Raw genomic sequence first — 21620 nt, 5'->3', positions numbered from 1 at the left:
CATCAGACCAGGATTACTGCAAGAAATAAGCCGCCCATAACTCCAAGGCTTGTATACAGTCTGCAGCGTTCCTGGCGGTGTTCCCTTAAAACCTCAAGCTGGGCATCTACCTGTTCCAGATATAGAAGCAGTGTCCGTTCCTGAGTTTCCCGGTCCAGAAATCCAAGATGATCCCCCAGATTTTCAAGCGCCTGCATGTCCATTTTTGAAAGTGCGCTGTGCCCGGATATTTCGGAAACACATCGTTTCCAGATTACCGGGAATGGATCTCCGGGCTGTTGTTGCAGACTGGCTGCAGTTTCCTGAAACAATTTTCCCAGGATTCCGTCTACCCGCTTTCCGACTGTCTCCAATGCTTCCGGGAGCGGTGCACTGGCATAGAGGATCTGCCCTTTTAACAAAAAGACCATCTGTTTCAGCTGCTCCAGTTCCTGGATCCGCTGTTTATATCTTCCGGCAAACCAGATTCCGGTCCCTGCTGCTCCCCATAGAATACAGGCCGCCCCCAATACCTTCATCCATCCCTGAATACTCAAAAGCATTCACCTCCTACCGGATACAGCCTGCAGCCCCTGGAATCATAAATCTCTCCGATATTGCCAATTTTCCCCCTGTTATTTAAAATCACATAGCGCTCAAACCATTTTTCCAGCACCATCTTCCGAAGCACCGGTTTTTGTTTGATATCCTCAATCGAACTTCCATGAACCGTGGCAACCAGCTTACAGCCGCAATTCATGACATATTCGATCGCTTCCAGATCTTCCCGGCTTCCAATCTCATCCACCGCGATCACCTGCGGCGACATGGTTCGGATCAGCATCATCATCCCCTGTGCTTTCGGACAGCAATCCAGAATATCCGTCCGGATTCCGAGTTCATTCTGCGGAATTCCCTGATAGCAGGCACCAATTTCCGACCGTTCATCGATCACGCCAATGGTAAGCCCTGCATGTCCAGGTCCTCCATTGGACACCTGACGGATAATATCACGGAGAAGTGTGGTTTTTCCGCAGCGTGGAGGCGATATGATCAGGGTATGAAAGAGGGTTTCCTGGTCATACAGATACGGCAACAGTACCGTTGCACATCCTTTCACCTGATGGGAGAGACGTACATTGATAAAGGAAATAAATTTCATACTGCGGATTCCATGTTCATCAATGATGGTTTTTCCGGCAATGCCGATGCGGTGTCCTCCCTGGATCGTGATAAATCCCTGTTTTATTTCTTCTTCAAAGGCATACAGCGAATAATTGCTCATATAGTCCAACGTTTCTTTCAATGCTTCCCGCGTCACCAGATACGCCTCTTCGGCCCGCGTACTTAAATTTCCTTCCGGCGTAATGTAATACTCGTGATTATTCCAAATCATCAGAAGCGGCGCATGGACCCGCAGACGTATTTCCTGCACCTGGTCAAAATCCACCATGACCTGTTTTAAAATCACCCGGATATCTTTCGAAAATATTTTGATCAGTTCTTCCCGCTTATCCAAAAAATCACCCCTCCCCTACATAATATATATGAGGGAAGGGGTGATTTATACCCGGACCTTGTCTATGTTCACAATTGTTTCCTGCACAATGCGCTGTATTCGGTTATCCTATACCATGTTTTCTTTATCGCATTTTTTTTACTCCTGCAGGGCACCGGAAGCATCAAACCGGTATGCAGCACCGTCAATGGTGTATTCCCCGACTGCCATGGCACCGCTTCCCGTGCAGTAATAGCGGCTGCCGTTCCAGTCGATCCATCCCGTCTGCATATAGCCCTGCGCATCAAAGAAATACCAGATCCCGTTTGCCAGGTCCTGCCACCAGCCATTTGCCGGATAGCTTCCATCCGCATTCTGATACCACCAGCGACCGCTTCCTGCCTCCTGGATCCATTTCGCCTGGGACACAACGGAAGCTTCTTTCTCTTCAGCCGCCTGTTCGCCTTCTTTCTTTCCAGGTCCTCCGTTCTTTAACTGGGAAGAACTTCCGCCATTTTTGATCAGTTCAGCAAAATCAGCCGCAATATAGGTTTCCTCAGAATCTTCCGACCAGTATCCATCTGTAAATTCCTTCGAATTTGATTTTGCCAGAGCGCGCACCCGGAACGTGTAATTTCCCTCTTTTGTCATTTTCTTTTCCATGTCATAAGAGTCTTTTTTGGTTTTGACACTTGCCACCTGGCTTTCTTCACAGTAAAGACGCACTTCATACTGATAAGCATCCTCTACCGTTTCCCAGTTTGCAGTTGTTCCATCGTCCCCCCAGTAAAGATCTGTGATCGTTTCCAGCCTGCTCTTTGAACTTGCAAATGCAGTAACGGCTCCCATTGCCATCAAAAGTCCTGCTGCTACAACCAATGCAATCTGTTTTTTCCAGTTTTTCATATGAAATCTCCTCCTTTTTTTACATGGTCTTTCCTCTGAAACCTGATTGCTCTGTATACTGCTTTGCTGCGCCACCGGCAGCATGATTTATGATACCGTTACTTATGATACGGCTCTTTGTGGATAATCCGGTAACTGCGGTAAATCTGTTCCAGCAAAATCACCCGCATCAGCTGATGCGGGAATGTCATCTTTGAAAAGCTCAGATGGTAATCGGCACGGTCAAGCACGGCTTTGGAGAGTCCGAGGGAACCACCGATCACAAAAACCAGCTGACTGACTCCACCAACACCAAGCTTATCGATCTTTTCCGCCAGTTCCACGGAATCCAGCATTTTTCCATCGATTGCAAGGGCAATGACGAAAGCACCATCCTTGATCTGCTCCAGGATCCGTTTCCCTTCTTTTTCTTTGATCTGGATTTCTTCTGCCTCGCTCGCCTTATCCGGCGTTTTTTCATCTGCTACCTGAACGATCTCGAGTTTGCAGTAACGGCTTAACCGCTTCGCATATTCTGCGATCGCATCCGTATAAAACTTTTCTTTGATTTTTCCTACCGTCACCAGTGTGATCTTCATGATTCTCTCCTGCTTCTCTCCCGTCCGGATTTTACCCGTTTTACGGTTTTTCCTTCTTTTTTCCGCTCGATCCGGTAAATGACCTCCAGGAAACGGCTTACTTCGTCCCATGCCTCCCGGCTTTCCGGAATCAGGCGCAGCGCCATCTGAAACACATGGAACATACCCTCATAGACAGTCACACGCAATTTTCCATGTGCTTTCCGTACTTTATCAGCCGCCCGCAAAGTATCATCTAAGAGCACTTCCTCACTTCCCACCTGGAACAAAACCGGTGGGAACTCTTCAAAGCTGCCAAACAAAGGAGACAGATATGGATCGCGCGGATCTGCAGTTCCAATATAAGGACTGTGAAACAGCATATTGTCTGTTGTACCGCCAAACTGGGGATCCCGGTCAAAATTTGTCTGATATGAGCCTCCGCTGTTCGTCAGATCCGTCCAGGGTGACATGACCACAATACCCGCCGGAAGTTCCATTCCATGATCGCGCAGATACATGACCAATGCCAGTGCCAGACCACCTCCTGCAGAATCTCCCGCTATGATGATCTTTCCGGATTCATAATGCTTCTCCCCGATCAGCCACTGGTACGCTGCCACGGCATCTTCCAGCGCAGCTGGATACGGGTGCTCCGGGGCAACGCGGTAGTCCACCGTCAGCACATCTCCGCCGAAGCTTCTTTGGGAATACTGTATGGCAAAATCCCGGTAAATATTCTTCATGGGGCCAATGTAGCCGCCGCCATGAAACTGGAGAATCACCCTCCCGGTACACACACCGGCCGGACGCAGATATTCCATTTTAAAATGTTCCATCCCGATGATCTCATATTCATAATCCGGCGGACAATTCCAGGCTGGCTCCTTCGGATCCATCCGGTATTCCCCGGTCTGGATCTTATGTCCCATGGCGGAATCCATCATGTTTTTCATCATGTCCCGCACCAGTTTTCCACGCAGGCTCACTTCTCTGTTTCTCAAACTAGTCATCCTTTCCAAGCTCTGTCTAACATTATTTCCAACTGTTTCGCATACGCACAGTCTATGCAGCAACTGTGCAGACCGGCAAAGCAGTTACGTGGTGATTATATATGCAGGCGCCGTTTTAATTCTTCTTTCCAGCTTCTCCGGCCACTTACATAATCGCGGATTCCTTTTGCCGCGCCCACTCCGGTATTTCCTACTTTCTTTGCCATACGGGTTGCTTTTTCCTCTGCGCCTCCGCGGCGGATGAGCACTTTTCGGACTCGCGGATACATATCCCGTTTTGCTGCCGCAGAAAGCTCATTTCCCTCAAAACGGACCGGTACACCATCTTCTTTTAATTTATGGAAAAACTGCTTCTGAAGACGGCTGTCCGCAAATACCGAGGTAAAGGTGATCACCATTTCATCCTGATAAGCACAGACTGCGCACTTTACCGGCTGGCGACGGGACACCCCGATCATCAGATGGAAGCGCTCAATCAGATCTGCATATTCCGGTTCCATCGAAACCGGACCAATATTGGATAATGTCATCGTGTAGGCACGGTCTTTTAAACGGAACACCATGGAAAGTGCCGGAACCTTAAGGAAGAGCGGAATTGCACGCAGATACCATTTTTTCTCATTGGAGACATTGTAGGCAATGCTCTCTGCCAGCTTTTCTTTGTCAATTTTTTTATCCATCTGGCTGCTGACCTTCTGAAGCAGCACGTCAAACGGAATATCCGGATTTCGGAACAGCCAGCCGATCATGGTAACTGCAAAAAAATTAGCCATGGTATCAGAACCAAAAAAGGCCCGCAGATTGATTGGAAGATTCAATACAACTGCCCTCCGGCTGCTTCTTCCGCCCAAATATTCCTTCCAGATCGACCAGATCAGAGTTGCCGCCAGATATTTGGTAATGCTCACTCCGTGCTTTTTACAAACTTTCTTAAGTTCACTGACCGGAACATAGCCGTGCAAAACCTGACCGGCTCCAAGCGGCAGATAATGTCCTTCCAGCTGATAAGCCGGTTTGGAACTGTAGCTGCGCGGTTTTCCGTCATCGCCATGCTCTAAATAACTGTCCTGCACATGGAATACTTCCTGTTTGCGGATATTTTCATCGTCCCATGTCATAAACTGAGACGCCCCTGCCGCCAGTCTCAAATACTGCCTGGTCAGGCATTTTAAGAAATTTACTGCCCCAAGTCCGTCTGTCAGCGCATGGAACACCTCCAGGTTGATCCGCTTTTCATAATAGGTTACCCGGAACAAAAAACGCTGGTTTCCATGCGGGTCAATAAAACGGCACGGGTACGTATTTTCCCGTTTTACCTGAGGGATTCTGTCATTCTCTTCAAAATAGTACCAAAAAAGTCCTCTCCTGAGTTTTACCCGGAAATTCCGGATCTCCGGAAGAAGATCCTTCAGTGCCTGGCTTAAAAGTTCCGGATCTACCTTTTCTTTTAGCGTGACCGAAATCCGGAATACCTGGCTCACATTTTCATTTGCGATCACCGGAAAAATCTTAGCCGTATTGTCCAGTCTTCTCCACCGGTTTGTCCATTTGTTTTGTTCCATACTGCTCACCTCTTGTCCTACACACGGAAATAATAACCGACGCCCCACTTCGTATGCACATATTTCGGGTCACTCGGACTTGGTTCAATTTTTTCCCTTAAGCGTCTGACATGAACATCTACGGTTCGAACATCACCAGATTCGGATGCTTTGTTGCCCCACACTAGAGCCAGAAGACTCTCTCGCGAATACACCTTATTCGGATTGCATACCAAAAGTTCCAAAAGATCAAATTCCTTCGCAGTCAGGTTAATTTCTTTCTCTCCGATAAATACCAGACGTCCTTCCCGGTCAAGCTTTAAATTTCCTGCCGTGATCATCTTATTCTCTGCTGCTTTTCCCTTACCGGCCTTTTTGGAATTTCTTCGCATGATCGCCTTGATCCGTGCCTTTACCTCAAGAATATTAAAAGGTTTCGTGACATAATCATCGGCCCCGTATTCCAGTCCCAAAATCTTGTCCATGTCTCCGCCCTTGGCAGTCAGCATGATGATCGGCATCTCGGAAAATTCACGGATTGCCTGGCAAACCTCAAACCCGTCATACTTCGGCAGCATAACATCCAGAAGTACCACATCGTACTCGGTCTGCTTCGCAAGATTGATTGCCTCTTCCCCGTCATATGCGCAGTCCACTTCCATGCCGTCCTGTTCCAGACTGAACCGGATGCCCTTCACGATCAGTTTTTCATCATCAACCACCAGAATCTTTGCCATGTTCTCACCTATTCCCTATACTATAATGTTGTCTTTTATTTTCTGAAAAGCTGCCTCTTTGATGCCAGGCACTTTCATAATGTCTTCAATTTTTGTAAAACCACCGGTCTCCTGCCTGTAGCGGACAATATCCTCTGCCCGGGAAGCCCCAATGCCTTTTAACGTCATCAGTTCTTCCAGAGAAGCCGTGTTGATGTTCACCAGTGCCGCCTGGCTTTTCCCCGCTGCACCGTTCGCTCCACCTCCGGCCGCCCCCGCATTGTTTGCACTGCCAGCCTGACTTTTCGCCTGCCATGACGGATCCTTTGCCTGTGTCCGGGACGGAACCTCCAGCTTCATGCTGTCGCAGACCGGCTCTGCCAGATTCAGCCAGCTTTCCGCTGCTTCCCCGGTAAAACCGCCAGCCAGTTCAATGGCTTCATAAATCCGCGCGCCTTCCGGTAGCGTGTAAACACCTGGACAATTGACCTCTCCGCAGATGTACACATAGCAGCGTTTCTGCTCCGCAGTGCCCGCACCGGACCTCTGTACGGTTGACTGTCCTGCTTTCTGTACCGCTGCCTGTTCCGCTGTTTCCGATACGATTTCGGCACCGGACTGTCCATCTGATTCCAGTTTTTCGGTTTCTTCTACTTCCGCTTCTTTTCCTGCTTCTGGCACTTCCGCTTTGAATGTTTCCGACGCTCCCAGCGACTCTGTCTCCATGGAAGTTGCTGACGGATTCCACGTTTCAGAAGTCTGCCCTCCACTGTAGCTGTAAAAGCATCCGGCCGCCAGCAAAAACACAGCCAGCAAAAGCCATTTTAAAATGGCAGATCGTTTTTTCTTCATGTTCTTCTCTCCGTTTCCAAAGAGAATCCCAGATTCAGCCTAGTACTATTCTACCGAAAGCCGTGCACAAATACAAGCGGTATTTTCCGCAAACCGTCACCACCTTTTAAAACAATTTAGCACAGTAAGTATCAAAGGGGCGAAAGTTCCCGCAGCCGCCATGCATGGCGGCTGCGGGAACTTTCGCCCCTCATTCGTTATCGTGCAATATTGTTTAATTTTACGATTCGGACGGTGATTTGGCCAGCTGGCTCTCATCCTGTCCGGCTGCCGGGGTTGGGGAGGTGCTGGTCTGGACCACTCCTCCTGCCTTGGTGCCAGGGCCGGTCTGTCCGTCAGAAGACTGTCCTGCGGTCGGGGTTGCCTGGGTCTGTCCGGAGGTCTGCATATTTACGCCTGGACCGCCGCTGTTTGAAGAGCCAACGGTATAGGTTTTGCTTGCAGCTGCATTTGCCAGTTCCGGATAATCATAATAGGAAACCTCCAGGCAGACATTGCCGGTAATCCCGGCTACGGTTCCGGTTTCCGTAAACTGCCAGATCTTGCGGTTTACGAAGTCTCCGTTTGTTCCATAGCGGGCATACCAGATGTCATACGGAATCTGGGAGAGATCGATATGTTTCGTCAGCCATTCATTGTTTCCGTACAGCATCGGACGGTATCCTGCGTCTGCAATGGCTTTGCAGAAAATGTTTACATGATTTGCCAGTTCCTGCGGTGTTTTTCCGTTGTCCATCAGGTATTTGGATTCCACATCATATGCAACCGGGTAAGAGATCGGGTAGTCCTTGATCTTATCCAGCACAAACTGCGCTTCCTGGCGCACGGTGTTCTCATCCAATGCTCTTGTGTAATAGAACACGCCGACACGGATTCCGTTCTGGAGTGCGCCTGCTATATTTTCTTTGAAATACGGATCCTCTTTCAGGTAAGGCTCTTCGCTGTCCATATAAGCCACACGGATCATGGCGAAGGTTACACCGTCTGCTTTCATGGCTGCCCAGTCGATCGGACCAGCCTGGTTCTGATATTTGGAAATGGTAACGCCCTTTGCGACCGCCCCCGTGATCTGGGTTCCGTCACTCCGGTAGAAGTTCTGGTTTTCTATCCTTAAAGTTTCCTGTGCTGCCATAGCAGGTGCGGTTGGATTCTGCATGGCAAATAACCCGCAGAGTGCCAGCGCCGCCAGGCATCTGCCTGTATGTTTCTTATGAAATAACATAAAAATCTCCCTTCTGTCTGATTATACTTTTGTCATGTGTTTTAGTGTAATCCAGACGGAAAGGAGATGCAATGTCTATTCTTTTAAAAATTTCTTACTATTTTCTATGTTTGCCAAACGCGTTGTTGTTCACGCAATACGCAAGCAGCAATGCCCAAACGACATTTCATACCAATCTACGCAAACACCTGCTCTGCGTAATTGACCGATGCCATCGCGTCGCGGCAGTACTGGTCTGCCCCCATAGTATCGGCATACTCCTGGGTCAGCACGGCGCCGCCCACCATAACCTTGACCCATGGTGCTTTTTCGCGAAGCTGTACAATGGTTTCTTCCATGCTTGGAACGGTTGTCGTCATCAGCGCAGAGAGACCGACCAACTGAATGTGTTTCTCCACTGCGGTCTCCACAATCGTCTCCGGCGGAACATCTTTTCCAAGGTCCAGTACGTCGTAGCTGTAGTTTTCCAGAAGGACCTTTACGATATTTTTTCCGATATCGTGAATATCCCCCTTTACCGTAGCCAAGATGATGGTTCCCTTCTTCTCCTGCTTCTGACCGCTGGCATCCATCTTTTCTTTGATGATCTCAAACGCGCCTTTCGCAGCCTCCGCGCTCATCAGAAGCTGCGGCAGGAACATGGTGCCTTTCTCAAAGCCTTTTCCCACAACATCGAGTGCCGGAATGATCTGGCTATTGATGACATCCAACGCATCCTGGGTTTCCAGAAGTTCTCGCGCCGCATGTACCGCCTGATCCTTCAGGCCTTTTACAATGCTGGCATGCAGATCAGAAGTTCCCTGACCGCCTGCTGCTCCGGCCGCGCTTCCTGCTGCCGAACCGCCATTTCCAGTCACCGCGCTCTGTCCCAGGCTTGCTACCTGACCGCTGTAGACGGAAATGTACTCACTGCACTGCGGGTCTAAATTCATCAGCGCGCGGAAGCTGTAGTACGCACGCATCATCGCCTCGGAATTCGGATTGATGATTGCAGCGCTTAAGCCATTCTGCATCGCCATGGTGAAGAACGCCGCGTTGATAATCTCTCGCTGCGGAAGTCCGAAGGAAATATTGGACACACCTAAAATGGTCTTTCCATGGAGTTCATCACGCACCCGTCGTAATGTTTCCAGTGTCGTGATGGCGCCCTGGCTGTCTGAACTTACCGTCAGGCAAAGCGCATCGATCACGATATCTTCCGGTCCGATGCCATACTCGGCTGCGGTCCGGTAAATCTTCTTTGCCACCTCGATACGGCCTTCCGCGGTTTCCGGGATACCGCCCTCATCCAACGCCAGTGCAACTACAACACCGCCGTATTTCTGCACCAGCGGGAATACGGTGCGCATGGATTCTTCTTTGCCGTTGACAGAGTTGATGAGCGGCTTTCCGTTGTATACACGCATAGCCCGCTCCATAGCTTCTGCATCGGTCGTGTCGAGCTGAAGCGGCAGATCGATGATGCTCTGCAGTTCCCGCACTACTTCCTCTAGCATAGACGGCTCGTCGATTTCCGGAAGACCTACGTTTACATCCAGCACATGGGCACCGTGATCCTGCTGGGTCACACCTTCGCGGAGAATGTATTCCAGGTTGTGGTCACGCAGGGCCTGTTTGAACTTGGATTTTCCGGTCGGATTGATGCGCTCTCCGATGATGACCGGATTTTTGCCGATCTCCACTGCCTGTGCAAACGAAGAAACCACGGTACGGTTCTTTTTCGTAACCGGAACCGGCTGTTTATCCCGGCAGCGCTCTGCCACCATGCGGATATGCTCCGGCGTGGTACCGCAGCAGCCGCCCACAATGCGGGCACCCATATCCACGATTTCTTCTACGGTCTTTGCGAAATGTGCCGCATCGATATCGTAAACGGTCTTTCCATTCTCGCTTCTTGGAAGACCCGCGTTCGGATTGATCATCACCGGAGTGGAGGAAACCTCCAGAATGTCCTTCAGGATTTCTTTCATCTGAACCGGACCAAGTCCGCAGTTCATGCCCAGAACATCCACACCAAGGCCCTCTAACATGGCTACGATCGAAGCCGGGCTTCCACCGGTTAACAGCTTTCCGCGCTCATCAAAAGTTACCGTGACAAAAATCGGGAGATTGCAGCCTTCCTTTGCCGCCAGCACCGCTGCCTTGGTTTCATAGCTGTCGCTCATGGTCTCGATGAGGACAAAATCCGCACCTGCATCCGCACCGATCTCCACCACTTCCCGGTAAATCGCATAGCAATCTTCAAAAGCCAGGTCGCCCATCGGTCTTAGCAGCTTTCCGGTCGGTCCCATATCCAGACCGATCCAGGCCTGCTTTCCACTCTGGCGGATCGCTTCTTTCGCGTTTGCTACTGCCGCGCGGATCACCGGCTCCAACTGAAACTCGGTTGTTTCATTATATTTTAAGCGATCAACACCGAAGGTATTGGTTGTCACGATATCCGCGCCAGCCTCCAGATAAGCCTTGTGGATCTTCACAAGCTCCTCCGGGTGGGTGATGTTCCAGGTGCCCGGAAGCTCTCCCGGTTTTAAGCCCGCTTCCTGTAAAAGGCTTCCCATTCCTCCGTCACAAAACAGGATGCGTTTCTGTAGTTCCTGTACTATATCCATAACCAAACTCCTTCGTGTTTTCATTTTTTTCATTGTCAGGCAAACAATGACCGTTGCTACTTTGTATATCTGCCTTGTCTCAAACTGCACGAAAAGGCAAACGAATGACGCCAAACACCAACTCTTGCCGCTTCGTACGCCTGTATTGTCCGAATTTTACCTGCGATACGCGCAGTCCCGCTTTGCGCAGACTTCGCACCCCTGCACCGTGCAGTTTCTCGGCAGGCGGCTCAGTCCGATGACCGCGGTCACCGATTTGGATGGTGCCATAAGAAGGCTGTCCGTCAGCGTCACACCGATCCGTTTTGAAAGTTCCAGTGCCGGTGCGATCTGCCGCTGGCATTCCAGCGGAAAATCCCCATAGCCCGGACTGAATCTCGGGCGCAGATACCAGCCCTTTTCCTGATAGGCTTCTTTCAGCTTCTGGTTTTCTTCGTCGCAGAAGGTCTCCAGCATGGCAACCGATGCCGCCTGCATGACCACCGCCTTGCTCATCTGGATCATATTATAGCGGTGCAGCAATACATCCACCTGACTGCCAAGCGTTGCTGCAAACAACAGGATCTGCTCACAGTCCTTTAGATTCCGCTCCAGGCTTTTACTCCTTGTCTGAAAACAGGTCATATCGATCACGTGGTCCTGAATAGACAGCGAATACTCCCTCCAGGTTACCCGCGGGGAAGCTGCCTGCTCCAGTTCCTGCTTGCACTGGGCGATCAGGACTTTCGTGTTTTCATCTGGCACAATTCCATTTTTGCAGCCAAGATAGCGCAAAAGTTCCCGGTCATTCCACTGAAATGTATTTCCCATGAATAAAATTTCTCCGTAGTTTCTGGTCTCTGTTCACGCATGTAAGCCATTCAGCCCTTGCCAGTGAACAAAAATCCATATTTTTCCTACCGTATGATCTCAGAAAGGCTGTTTTTGATCTGCGCAGCCACATCCGGCTTATTCATGGAATAAACGTGAATGCCGTTCACATGGTTTGCGATCAGGTCGATGATCTGCTCCGTCGCATAAGCAATACCAGCCTGCTTCATGGCTGCCGGGTTATCTCCGAAACGGTCTACGATCGCCTTAAAGCGTGCCGGAAGGTAAGTTCCGGACATGGAACAGATGCGTTTGATCTGGGCTACATTGGTTACCGGCATGATGCCTGCGATCACCGGAACCGTAATGCCTTTCTCGCGAACCCGGTACAGATAATTGTATAAGATATTATTGTCAAAGAACATCTGGGTAGTCACAAAGTCGCAGCCAGCCTCAACCTTTTCCTTCAGATGCTGAATGTCTTCGGTCTTGTTTGCAGATTCCACATGCCCCTCCGGATAGCAGGCAGCACCGATGCAGAAATCGCCGGATGCCTTGATCTCCGCAATCAGCTCGGAAGCATAGCGGTAATCCTTCTCTACCTTGCCGTCCTTCGGGATATCGCCGCGCAGAGCCAGTACATTTTCAATGCCCTCTGCCTTTAACTGATTCAGAACGGAATGCACCTTCTCCCGGGTAGAGGAAACACAGGTCAGATGCGCCAGCGGGGTTACGCCCTTCGCCTTTAAAGAAGCGGCAATGTTCACCGTGTACTGGCTGGTTCCGCCGCCGGCACCGTAGGTAACGCTCATGAATGCCGGATTCAGCTTTGCAATCTCGAAAGCGGCTGCCTCTACAGACTCATATTTGTCCTCCGTCTTCGGCGGAAACACCTCAAAGGAAAGTGTCGGTTCGTTTTTTGCAAGAATATCTCTGATCTTCATCGGTATAAAATCCTCTCTTCATACTTGTTTTGGTTCAATCCACAATCGGTCTGAATTAAAAAATCCCTATCAATGCGTTCACCAGACCGCCCACCAGACTGATGATCCAGAACAGAACCACAATGAACACATACAGAAAAACCAGTTTTTTCACCGGATTTTGGGTTTTTGCATCCGTTTTTTTCGCGGTCATTTTCCTGTCAGCAGTTTCCGTTGTTCGCGGAGTGTTCACTGCAGGCTTTGCTGGTTTATATGCCGCCTTTTGCTTTCCGGTCCCGTTTTTCACAGGATCCGGATCTTCGTTGTGATAGCTGCAGTGCATTTCATGCTCTGGATGCCGCTCATTCAGATAGTAGGTTACATTCATATACACCGGGTCCTTCACCCAGGATCTGCATGCACTGCAGTAATGGGCATGTTTCATCACCTGGTCGCACACCGGACAAATTCGCTGCATCATAAAATGGCACCTCCTCACGCGATTTGTTCTTTAGTATAGCATAACATTTTGAGATTTTCCATTTTCTGCGCAATATTTTCCAAAAACAACAATATCGTTAACATAATAGGACCGTAGAAATCGCCTTCGGCAACTTCCACGGTCCATCGTTTTTCAATGATATTGTTCCTTCAGCGCCTCGATCGCAGCCTGCACCTGGTTATCCCGTTCTAACGGGATATCATACTGTCCGATGAGGTCTTCGTCAATCTGCTGCTCGACTTCCACATCCGGGGTCAGGCCTTTTTTATGCAGGTCATGACCGGCTGGTGTGTAATAGTGGGCAGTCGTGATCTTGACTGCAGAGCCGTCGGTTAACGGGATCAGGCTCTGCACGATTCCTTTTCCAAAAGAGGTAGTTCCAACCAGAGTGGCTGCACCATAGTCCTGGAGAGCACCGGCAAATACTTCTGCCGCACTGGCGGACTGTCCGTTGATGAGAACAGCAATCGGAACATTCAGCTCATGATCATCTGCTTTTGGGAACACGCCATCTTCCGTGCTCGTCCCCCTGACATCATGGCGGGTCTGACCGTCCTGACAGTAATAGCGTTCTTCCTGCCCGGTCTTGGTTGCAGTGGAAAGAATGGTGCCGTCATGCTGGTTTTCCGGCAGAACATATGCAGCCATCTCTACACAGGAGGTCACCACACCGCCCGGGTTGTCGCGCAGGTCAATAACCAGACGTTCCATTCCCTGCTGTTCCAGATCTGAAACGGCATCGATAAACTGCTCTGCCGTTACGGTATCAAACTGGGTTACCAGGACATAGCCGGTCTTGTCCGGCAGCATCTGGTGTTCTACAGTTGCCACTTCTACCATGCGTCTCTGAATGTGAAGCGGGATTTCTTCCGTTCCGCGCAGCACCGTTACATCAACATAGGTGCCTTCCTCGCCGCGGATGTATTCCTGAACCAGAATATCGAGTTCTTCCTCGGCCGCAGAGACGTCTTTTACTTTATAAAGAATATCGCCTTTCTGCATCCCTGCCTCTTCCGCAGGGGAACCCGGGAATACGCGGAGTGCCATTACGATTCCGGTCTGGACATTCTTGCTCACCAGAACACCAATGCCGCAATAAACACCGGAAGTCTCTTCGGTTAAAGAACTGTACTCGTCCGGCGTATAATATACCGTATACGGATCGTCCAGTCCTGCCAGCATGCCTTTGTAGATGCCGGTTTCCATCTGCTGTGCGTCCTCATCAAATAAGAAGTAGCGGTCTATGATCTGCTGCAACACGGAAATTTTTGCATCGACCTGTTTTAAATCGACCCGGGTGCGCACCGCATCGCTTCCGGTTCCAGAAGCTTTGGTATCCTGCACCTGGCTTTCGATCACCGTCCGCCCGATCACGGAAATACCGGTAGCTACGCCTACAATGCCAAAGCCCGCGAGTGCAGTCACAAGGGAACCTGCTAAAACGCCTTTCCAAAATTTTGTCTTGCCCTTATTCTCTTTTTCCAATGATGTCACCTCGTTTATTCTGTTTCCCTTTACGGACTTACATAAGACTGCGGATTTACATACCGTCCGCCGGACCGGATTCCAAAGTGCAGGTGAGATCCCGTGGAATACCCCGTGGAGCCAACCTTTGCAATGGTCTGTCCCTGTTTTACGGTCTGGCCTTCCGATGCCAGCAGCTGGGAGCAATGCATGTATACCGTGTATACACCGCCTCCATGGCTGATCATGATGTAATTTCCCGCAGAATAGCTGTAGGTCGATACGACGACCGTGCCGGATGCTGCCGCCACAATTGCTGCCCCGGTCGATGCCGGGATATCGATGCCCTGATGGTTGCTGGACGCTCCCTTGGTCGGTGAGGTTCTGCTTCCAAAACCGGAAGAAATTCTGCTGCTGGATGGACATGGCCACTTAAAGCTAATATTCCCAAGACTGGCAACATTATACGATGCGGCTTTATCCGTAGCGGAAACCTTTTTTCCTTCGGCCTCTGCTTTCTTGCGCGCCTCTTCTTCTGCCTTACGGGCTGCCTCAGCCTTCTTGCGTTCTTCCTCTTCTTTCCGCTTGATCTCTGCCTCGATCTGCTTGATCTTGTTTTCCTGGGCAGCCAGATCAGCATTGTACTGGTCTACCTGGCTCTGCGCCGTATCGATCTGACCGGCATAATTCTGCATTTCCTTATTTTTCTGGGCACGCAGCGTCTTAACCGACTCCTGCTTGGCTCTGGTCTTCTCCTGCATATCCACAAGAGCCGCCTTATCGTCCTTTAATTTCTGCTCCTCATCCGCAATAGCCTGCCTGGTAGCTGCGTATTCATCCAGCTTTTTCCGGTCATAATTCGACATCTTGTTGATGTACTCCGCCCGGTTCATCAGCTGTACCATATCTGTCGACTGAAACAGCATGTCAATATAGTTGGTATTTCCCTGTTCATACATATATTTGATGCGCAGCTTCATATCGGCATACTGTTTGTTTTCTGTCTCTTTCGACTGTTCCAGGGCAACTCCCGTGTCGGCGATCTCCTGCTCTTTCGTGCTGATCTGGGAAGAAAGCTCATCGAGTTCTCCTTCCAGTTTGGTCAGGCTGCCATCCAGTTCTTTCACATAAGCAGCCGCATCATTCTTTAATCCTTCCAGGTTTTTGATCGTCGCCTGTACTTTTTTCTTTTCTTCTTCAATGGAGCTGACTTTCTTTTTCGCCGCTTCCACATCCTGTTTCGTTGCGTATGCAGTCTGGAACGAAGACATCGCCATGGCAGCACCAAGCAGCGCCGCCGCAATGCGTTTTCGTATTCTTTTCCAATTGCAGTTTCCCGCAACGGTCATATCTCTATTGTTTTTATGCATGCTTACACCTTCATATACTTACGGATGGTGAAAAAGCTTCCCAAAAAGCCGATTCCCACGCCAAGGAGCATGGATGCCCCGATCATAAGCGGGTAGATCTGTGCTACCGGAATAAAATAGAACAGATCCGACAGAACCTGAAACCGCTCCGATAAATAGACAATTCCCTTCGTATAAAGGAAGTAGTTGCCAACTAACGGAATCAGGGCACCGACCAGACCGATCATCACACCTTCTACAATGAACGGTGCACGGATCATAAAATTGGTGGCACCAATCAGACGCATGATCTGACATTCCTGTTTGCGAAATGCCGCTGCCACGGAAATGGTGTTGTTGATCAGAAACAGCGAAACCGCCAGCAGCACACCGATGATCAGGGAGGATAACACGCCGATCACCCGGTTAAAGCCGGCAAAGCCTGCCACAGCCGTATTGGAGTAATTCACCTGACGCACTCCGTCTAAGCTCTGTAAATAAGCCACCAGATCATTCTGCTGGGAAATATCGTTTAAAAAGATCTCATAAGAAGCAGAACCGGCAAGCGGGTTGTCGTCCGCGAAACCTTCTGCCAGTTCCTCATGCCCTGCAAAATATTCCTCTTTAAAGGAATTCCAGGCATCCTCCGCAGAGATATAGTACATCTCCCGGATTTCCGGACGCTGGTGGATGACTTCGCCAAGACTCTGAATGTCTTCCTCGGTCATGTCCTCATTGAACAATACCGTGATACCTACGGTGCTCTCCACATGCTTTACCATATACTGGATGTTGGCAATGATGGAAAAAAACAGACAAAACAAAAAAATACATGCAGAAATCGTCGCTACAGAAGCAAGCGAAAACCAGATATTTCTGCATATATTTTTCATGCCCTCTTTCATGCAATACCAGAATGTACTAATCTTCACGGTTTGATCCACCCTTTCTTTCGTCACTCACCAGACGTCCTTTGTTCAGAGTGATGACCCGTTTGCCCATCTGGTCTACAATTTCCTGACTGTGTGTTACGACCACAACCGTAGTTCCAAGCGCATTGATCCGCTCCAGAAGCTTCATGATCTCTGCTGCATTCTCATGATCCAGGTTTCCGGTCGGCTCGTCCGCAAGAAGTACCTCCGGCCGGTTGATCAGGGCGCGGGCAATGGCTACACGCTGCTGCTCGCCTCCGGAAAGCTGCTGCGGATAACTTTTGTACTTTGCGGAAAGTCCCACCAGCTTTAACATCTGCGGAACGTCTTCCCGGATCTTTCTGGTAGAAGCACCTACCACTCTCTGGGCAAATGCTACATTTTCAAATACTGTCCGGTCTTTCAAAAGCCGGAAGTCCTGAAATACAACGCCAAGTCTGCGGCGGTATTTCGGTATGTAACGACGCGGCATCTTCTGGAGATCCATATCGTTTACAACGATCCGGCCGGAGGAAGGTTCTGCCTCTTTCATCAGAAGGCGGATCAGGGTTGATTTTCCTGATCCGCTCCGTCCCATGATAAAGACAAACTCTCCGTCCTGGATGCGGATGTCAATGTCTTTCAATGCCTTGCTTCCATTCTCATAGGTTTTACTTATATTACGAATTTCTATCATGATTAATAATCCAGGTTCTCCATGTATTTCATATACTTCACAACCATTAACGCGATTTTAAAGGTGATAGCATCCTCAAATACCCGAAGGTCCAGTCCGGTGCTCTTCTGAAGTTTATCCAGACGGTAAACCAGCGTGTTTCTGTGGATGTAGAGCTGACGGGAGGTCTCGGATACGTTTAAGCTGTTCTCAAAGAACTTATTGATGGTGGTCAGCGTTTCCTCATCGAACTCATCCGGGGATTTGCCATCGAAAATTTCGCGGATAAACATCCGGCACAGCGGCAGCGGCAACTGATAGATCAGACGGCCGATTCCCAGGGTTCCGTATGCGACCACATTCTTTCCGTTGTAGAAGATCTTGCCTACATCCAGGGCCATCTTTGCTTCCTTGTAGGAGCGGGATACTTCCTTGATGTCGTTAACTACGGTACCGTAAGCCACGCGCACTTTGGTCATGGCCTCGGAGCTTAACATATCGAGGATCACGCTGGCAGTCTTGTCCAGGTCTGCGTAGTCCTCATTCGGTTTTACTTCTTTCACGAGAATGATGTTCTTTTCATCGACTGCGGTGATAAAGTCCTTGGTCTTGGTTGCAAACAGGCTGCGGACAGTCTCAAGCGCATTCACATCCTTTTCCTGCCTGGTTTCGATCAGGAATACCACTCTGCGGACATTGGTCTCAATGTGCAGCTTTTTCGCACGATTGTAAATGTCAACTAACAGCAGGTTATCAAGAAGCAGGTTCTTGATGAAGTTGTCCTTGTCGAAACGCTCTTTGTAAGCGACCAGCAGGTTCTGGATCTGGAACGCTGCCAGCTTTCCTACCATGTAGACATCGTCACTGCTTCCCTTGGCAAGCAGAATGTATTCCAGCTGATGCTCATCAAACACCTTAAAGAACTGGTAACCCTGGATCACCTGGCTGTCTGCCGGTGAATCCACAAAGGAAAGAATGGAATTTTCGTACTCTTCTGCCTCTGGAAATGTGGAAGCCAGCACCTTGCCCTCTGTGTCGCAGATACACAGATCAATTCTGGTGATTCCCTTCAGGCCGTCGATGGTTGTCTGAAGAATCTGGTTTGAAATCATAATATTCACTCCTTAATCCTTATTTCGTAATACCGCCCCGTTTTGTAAAATCGCACAAACATAAAAGGACCCATATCGTATATTTTAATGCACTTTGCAGAAAAAAGCAAGCAAGTATCCAATACTTGCCTGCCTTTTTTGATGTTTTATTGTCTAAATTCAATAAAATCTTTTCAAAATTTTTTCTGTACATCAGGATATTTTCTTTGCAAGTACGTTTAGGAGTTTTGCTCCTTCTTCCCGGTCTTCATCTTCTGTAGTCCAGATCTTTAAGATTTCCAGACGACCCGTTTCTGTTAAGATGCGCTCCAGTTCTTCTTTTGTATATTCGCAGAAGTACCGTCCGCTTCTCTGTCCCTCAAAGTCTCCTTCCTGGAAGGAAAGGAATAAGATTCCGTTCTGGCACAGTGCCTCGGTCAGTTTTTCCAGGATACCCGGCAGTTCCTCCTCCGGTACATGGATCAGCGCTTCGTTCCCCCAGATGCCGTCAAATGCATCGTCAAACTCCATGTCTTCATAATCCATGCACAGCACCTCCAGGCCTGTGTGGATCTCTGCAAGCTTACACATTTCCTCGGAAGCATCCAGTGGAGTTACATCAAAGCCCTGCTCGTAAAATGCCAGGCTGTCGCGGCCGGAGCCGCACCCGAGATCCAAAATGGTGTCGCCATCGATTTCGCGGAGTTCCTCTAAGAACTCCTCCCGCTGCGACTCCATGTCACGATCTACCGTATCCTCAAAAATTCGCGACGCATACTTATTATAGTATTCTATCGTGTCCAAAACTATCCTCCTATATTCTCTCTATGGTTTTCTCCGTAATACGGATCTTATTTTCTTTCAGTAATTTGCCGACTGCACGCTTAAATGCGTTTTTGCTCAGCTTAAATTCCCGCATGATGGTTTCTGGTCTTGCCTTGTCATTGAACGGCAGAACTCCGTCAAATTCATCGATGACCTTTAATACAAGCTCGGCATCCTCATCCATCTGCATGTAGGCTTTCTGACGCGGGCTTAAGTCCAGCTTGCCATCGTCACGTACCTTCACAACACGTGCTTCGATCACATCGCCCAGATGGAAATCTCCGTAGAGCTCCTTTTTCGGGATGAGTCCGTAATAGCGGTTATCCACTGCCACAAACGCACCAAGGTTCTCATTGATCTCGTAGATGGTTCCCTGTACTTTGTCATCTTTCTTGTACGGGGACTCTGCACTCATGTAAGAATATACATTCATGGTCGCTGCGAGTCTCTGGCTCTTGTCCACATAAAGCGCAACCAGGCAGTTTTCGCCCTGACGCACCTTGTGGTTCTGCTCCTTAAACGGAAGCAGCAGGTCCTTCTCCAGCCCCATGTCGAGGAATGCGCCGATCTTTGCCACATCCTTTACGGTCAGGACTGCAGTCTCTCCAACCTGTAATTTCGGACGGTTGGTGGTTGCAATAAGACGGTCCTGGGAATCCTTGTAAACAAACACTTCCAGGCTGTCGCCCACTTTTGTGCCTTCCGGCACCTGTTTTTTCGGCAGGAGCACCGAGTTTTTATCGGTCTGGCTCTCGCCAAGATACACTCCGAATTCTTTTTCTCTCTGAACTACAAGGGGCTGTATCTTTCCTAATTCAATCATTTGGTTCTCTCTTTCTGGTCGTTCCTTCACGACCGCTTACCTGCCCGCAGCCATGCTGTTCACGCAAGCGTGCCCAGCATCGTGATTTTGCCGATGCTTCGCATTCCAAATCGGCAAAATCTGCTGCCACAACTGTATTGTACGGAATTTTCAGTGCAGAAAATTCCTACTCTGAACAGTAACTTCGCAGCCACACAATGGCATAAGGCTTTCCTTCTGTATCGCACAGGGCTACGGTATAGCACCCTGCTTCCACGCTGACGCGCGGTATCATGTTGTCGCCGAGGACTGCCGCTTTTTTGTACTCCACCCTAAGCTCCCGGATGCAAAGCCCTGCCGGCAATACCTCCCGCGCGATTTCCACATACTGGGCATTGTTCACATGGTGGTTGGTATCGATGTGATGCGCCGCCACTGCAATGACCGGATATTCCTCATATTCCGCCGGAAGCGGGATTCTTCTCGGTGCATAGTCCATCGGAAGTTTTTCCTCCTGCCCGATGCCATAAGCCGCCACATCTTCCTCCCCGACACGAACCGGACAGCCGGACTCCGTGTCAAAGAAAAACCAGTTGGAATTGGCCCGTACCAGATAATTGCCCTCCGGGTCCTGAATCGTAAAATTACGGTACCCGTAAATGCCCTTAAAGGCATACGGCCAGGTGCTCACCACGATCCGCTCTCCTAACTTCGGATAACGATCCACAATGATCTGCCAGGAAGACAACAGCCATGCCCGGTGCTTCTTTGTCAGGTAATCAATTCCCTGATTCAAGTCCTCCGACTGAAACGTCGAACAGTCCTGGAGATAGTTGATTACCCCGGTCAAAGAAAGCTTCCGGTCCTCATCTACCTCGCTGTAGCGCACCCTGCTGTCAAATGAATACATGATTGTCCTCCTTCTGGTCACGATATCCCACGGTTGTCTCACGGTCCCTGGATTTCTTCCGAGAAATCCGCAAAATGGAAATCGTCCCTTATTATCTCACATTCCTCGTGGATTCACAACTGTTTTTCTAAAAGAATTGTTAGAACTTTTTGTACAATACAAAAAAGCTTCCGAAAACCGGAAGCTTTTTCAGCTGGGCTACAAGGATTCGAACCTTGAAATGACGGAGTCAGAGTCCGTTGCCTTACCATTTGGCGATAGCCCAATAATAATCGGATATGAAGTTTTTGAACTGGGCTACAAGGATTCGAACCTTGAAATGACGGAGTCAGAGTCCGTTGCCTTACCATTTGGCGATAGCCCAATAATAATCGGATATGAAGTTTTTGAACTGGGCTACAAGGATTCGAACCTTGAAATGACGGAGTCAGAGTCCGTTGCCTTACCATTTGGCGATAGCCCAT

At 49.4% G+C, this 21620-nt stretch carries 22 protein-coding genes and 3 tRNA genes; all 25 read right to left on the bottom strand.

The genetic code is table 11. The features are described from left to right. Nucleotides 1–2 precede the first annotated feature (2 nt). Nucleotides 3–536, bottom strand: a complete 534-nt coding sequence (locus DXB18_RS00750; protein WP_243103046.1) for a stage III sporulation protein AB — start codon at nucleotides 534–536, stop codon at nucleotides 3–5. After that, complete coding sequence (gene spoIIIAA / locus DXB18_RS00745) at nucleotides 533–1498, bottom strand: stage III sporulation protein AA (RefSeq protein WP_182430421.1); 966 nt, start codon at nucleotides 1496–1498, stop codon at nucleotides 533–535. Before spoIIIAA ends, DXB18_RS00750 begins: the two co-directional genes overlap by 4 nt. Nucleotides 1499–1636: 138 nt before the next feature. Next, complete coding sequence (locus tag DXB18_RS00740) at nucleotides 1637–2383, bottom strand: hypothetical protein (protein ID WP_182430420.1); 747 nt, start codon at nucleotides 2381–2383, stop codon at nucleotides 1637–1639. A gap of 98 nt (nucleotides 2384–2481) precedes the next feature. Next, entirely contained in the window at nucleotides 2482–2961 is a 480-nt protein-coding gene (gene rlmH, locus DXB18_RS00735; protein WP_118543922.1) for a 23S rRNA (pseudouridine(1915)-N(3))-methyltransferase RlmH, read from the bottom strand. After that, on the bottom strand, nucleotides 2958–3944 hold the full coding sequence (locus DXB18_RS00730) for an alpha/beta hydrolase (protein WP_118705409.1): 987 nt from the start codon (nucleotides 3942–3944) through the stop codon (nucleotides 2958–2960). Before DXB18_RS00730 ends, rlmH begins: the two co-directional genes overlap by 4 nt. Before the next feature lie 104 nt (nucleotides 3945–4048). Beyond that, nucleotides 4049–5515 carry a hypothetical protein gene (locus DXB18_RS00725; protein ID WP_182430419.1) on the bottom strand — a complete coding sequence of 489 codons (1467 nt, stop codon included), beginning with the start codon at nucleotides 5513–5515 and terminating at the stop codon, nucleotides 4049–4051. Between the two features lie 17 nt (nucleotides 5516–5532). Then, on the bottom strand, nucleotides 5533–6231 hold the full coding sequence (locus DXB18_RS00720) for a response regulator transcription factor (protein WP_118705407.1): 699 nt from the start codon (nucleotides 6229–6231) through the stop codon (nucleotides 5533–5535). Between the two features lie 15 nt (nucleotides 6232–6246). Then, the gene (locus tag DXB18_RS00715; RefSeq protein WP_118705405.1) at nucleotides 6247–7062 is read right to left on the bottom strand and encodes a helix-hairpin-helix domain-containing protein; all 816 of its coding nucleotides are present in this window, start codon (nucleotides 7060–7062) and stop codon (nucleotides 6247–6249) included. 220 nt (nucleotides 7063–7282) lie between these two features. After that, on the bottom strand, nucleotides 7283–8284 hold the full coding sequence (locus DXB18_RS00710) for a glycoside hydrolase family 25 protein (RefSeq protein ID WP_118705403.1): 1002 nt from the start codon (nucleotides 8282–8284) through the stop codon (nucleotides 7283–7285). Between the two features lie 176 nt (nucleotides 8285–8460). Continuing rightward, nucleotides 8461–10893, bottom strand: coding sequence for a homocysteine S-methyltransferase family protein (locus DXB18_RS00705; RefSeq protein WP_118705401.1), 2433 nt, complete (start codon nucleotides 10891–10893; stop codon nucleotides 8461–8463). Between the two features lie 156 nt (nucleotides 10894–11049). Next, nucleotides 11050–11703: a vitamin B12 dependent-methionine synthase activation domain-containing protein gene (locus DXB18_RS00700; protein WP_118705399.1), complete on the bottom strand. Its 654-nt coding sequence runs from the start codon at nucleotides 11701–11703 to the stop codon at nucleotides 11050–11052. 86 nt (nucleotides 11704–11789) lie between these two features. Then, entirely contained in the window at nucleotides 11790–12647 is an 858-nt protein-coding gene (metF, locus tag DXB18_RS00695; protein WP_118544056.1) for a methylenetetrahydrofolate reductase [NAD(P)H], read from the bottom strand. Between the two features lie 55 nt (nucleotides 12648–12702). After that, on the bottom strand, nucleotides 12703–13107 hold the full coding sequence (locus DXB18_RS00690) for a hypothetical protein (RefSeq protein ID WP_118544057.1): 405 nt from the start codon (nucleotides 13105–13107) through the stop codon (nucleotides 12703–12705). A 153-nt stretch (nucleotides 13108–13260) separates the two neighbouring features. Beyond that, nucleotides 13261–14613 carry a S41 family peptidase gene (locus DXB18_RS00685; protein ID WP_118705397.1) on the bottom strand — a complete coding sequence of 451 codons (1353 nt, stop codon included), beginning with the start codon at nucleotides 14611–14613 and terminating at the stop codon, nucleotides 13261–13263. A 29-nt stretch (nucleotides 14614–14642) separates the two neighbouring features. After that, nucleotides 14643–15962: a peptidoglycan DD-metalloendopeptidase family protein gene (locus DXB18_RS00680; RefSeq protein ID WP_347560827.1), complete on the bottom strand. Its 1320-nt coding sequence runs from the start codon at nucleotides 15960–15962 to the stop codon at nucleotides 14643–14645. A 2-nt stretch (nucleotides 15963–15964) separates the two neighbouring features. Further along, on the bottom strand, nucleotides 15965–16873 hold the full coding sequence (gene ftsX, locus DXB18_RS00675; RefSeq protein WP_118705395.1) for a permease-like cell division protein FtsX: 909 nt from the start codon (nucleotides 16871–16873) through the stop codon (nucleotides 15965–15967). After that, nucleotides 16863–17549, bottom strand: a complete 687-nt coding sequence (gene ftsE, locus DXB18_RS00670) for a cell division ATP-binding protein FtsE (protein ID WP_118705393.1) — start codon at nucleotides 17547–17549, stop codon at nucleotides 16863–16865. Before ftsE ends, ftsX begins: the two co-directional genes overlap by 11 nt. Before the next feature lie 2 nt (nucleotides 17550–17551). Continuing rightward, complete coding sequence (locus DXB18_RS00665) at nucleotides 17552–18640, bottom strand: helix-turn-helix domain-containing protein (protein ID WP_118544061.1); 1089 nt, start codon at nucleotides 18638–18640, stop codon at nucleotides 17552–17554. 192 nt (nucleotides 18641–18832) lie between these two features. Beyond that, nucleotides 18833–19423 (bottom strand): class I SAM-dependent methyltransferase, encoded by a 591-nt coding sequence (locus DXB18_RS00660; protein WP_118705391.1) that lies wholly within the window; start codon nucleotides 19421–19423, stop codon nucleotides 18833–18835. Between the two features lie 10 nt (nucleotides 19424–19433). Then, nucleotides 19434–20267: a S1-like domain-containing RNA-binding protein gene (locus DXB18_RS00655; RefSeq protein WP_118544063.1), complete on the bottom strand. Its 834-nt coding sequence runs from the start codon at nucleotides 20265–20267 to the stop codon at nucleotides 19434–19436. Then, nucleotides 20260–20397, bottom strand: a complete 138-nt coding sequence (locus DXB18_RS16280; RefSeq protein ID WP_207665746.1) for a hypothetical protein — start codon at nucleotides 20395–20397, stop codon at nucleotides 20260–20262. Before DXB18_RS16280 ends, DXB18_RS00655 begins: the two co-directional genes overlap by 8 nt. A gap of 36 nt (nucleotides 20398–20433) precedes the next feature. After that, nucleotides 20434–21156, bottom strand: a complete 723-nt coding sequence (locus DXB18_RS00650) for an acyl-ACP thioesterase domain-containing protein (RefSeq protein ID WP_118705389.1) — start codon at nucleotides 21154–21156, stop codon at nucleotides 20434–20436. A gap of 193 nt (nucleotides 21157–21349) precedes the next feature. Then, nucleotides 21350–21421 (bottom strand) — tRNA-Gln (locus tag DXB18_RS00645). Nucleotides 21422–21448: 27 nt separating this feature from the next. Continuing rightward, nucleotides 21449–21520, bottom strand: a tRNA-Gln gene (locus DXB18_RS00640). A gap of 27 nt (nucleotides 21521–21547) precedes the next feature. After that, a tRNA-Gln gene (locus DXB18_RS00635) sits at nucleotides 21548–21619 on the bottom strand. Between the last annotated feature and the right edge of the window lies 1 nt (nucleotide 21620).

It is taken from the genome of Clostridium sp. OM02-18AC, assembly GCF_003481825.1.
Lineage (GTDB): Bacteria > Bacillota > Clostridia > Lachnospirales > Lachnospiraceae > Brotaphodocola.
Note: the sequence above shows the minus strand (reverse complement) of the source record. Positions and strands in the feature narration are given on the sequence as shown.

What these genes read in the sequence shown, in the direction of transcription:
- DXB18_RS00665 (WP_118544061.1), bottom strand. Translation starts at nt 18,640, where the DNA reads ATGATTTCAAACCAGATTCTTCAGACAACCATCGACGGCCTGAAGGGA.
- DXB18_RS00700 (WP_118705399.1), bottom strand. Translation starts at nt 11,703, where the DNA reads ATGGGAAATACATTTCAGTGGAATGACCGGGAACTTTTGCGCTATCTT.
- DXB18_RS00650 (WP_118705389.1), bottom strand. Translation starts at nt 21,156, where the DNA reads ATGTATTCATTTGACAGCAGGGTGCGCTACAGCGAGGTAGATGAGGAC.
- DXB18_RS00720 (WP_118705407.1), bottom strand. Translation starts at nt 6,231, where the DNA reads ATGGCAAAGATTCTGGTGGTTGATGATGAAAAACTGATCGTGAAGGGC.
- DXB18_RS00690 (WP_118544057.1), bottom strand. Translation starts at nt 13,107, where the DNA reads ATGATGCAGCGAATTTGTCCGGTGTGCGACCAGGTGATGAAACATGCC.
- DXB18_RS00710 (WP_118705403.1), bottom strand. Translation starts at nt 8,284, where the DNA reads ATGTTATTTCATAAGAAACATACAGGCAGATGCCTGGCGGCGCTGGCA.
- DXB18_RS00680 (WP_347560827.1), bottom strand. Translation starts at nt 15,962, where the DNA reads ATGCATAAAAACAATAGAGATATGACCGTTGCGGGAAACTGCAATTGG.
- metF (WP_118544056.1), bottom strand. Translation starts at nt 12,647, where the DNA reads ATGAAGATCAGAGATATTCTTGCAAAAAACGAACCGACACTTTCCTTT.
- DXB18_RS00655 (WP_118544063.1), bottom strand. Translation starts at nt 20,267, where the DNA reads ATGATTGAATTAGGAAAGATACAGCCCCTTGTAGTTCAGAGAGAAAAA.
- DXB18_RS00725 (WP_182430419.1), bottom strand. Translation starts at nt 5,515, where the DNA reads ATGGAACAAAACAAATGGACAAACCGGTGGAGAAGACTGGACAATACG.
- ftsE (WP_118705393.1), bottom strand. Translation starts at nt 17,549, where the DNA reads ATGATAGAAATTCGTAATATAAGTAAAACCTATGAGAATGGAAGCAAG.
- DXB18_RS00715 (WP_118705405.1), bottom strand. Translation starts at nt 7,062, where the DNA reads ATGAAGAAAAAACGATCTGCCATTTTAAAATGGCTTTTGCTGGCTGTG.
- DXB18_RS00740 (WP_182430420.1), bottom strand. Translation starts at nt 2,383, where the DNA reads ATGAAAAACTGGAAAAAACAGATTGCATTGGTTGTAGCAGCAGGACTT.
- DXB18_RS00705 (WP_118705401.1), bottom strand. Translation starts at nt 10,893, where the DNA reads ATGGATATAGTACAGGAACTACAGAAACGCATCCTGTTTTGTGACGGA.
- rlmH (WP_118543922.1), bottom strand. Translation starts at nt 2,961, where the DNA reads ATGAAGATCACACTGGTGACGGTAGGAAAAATCAAAGAAAAGTTTTAT.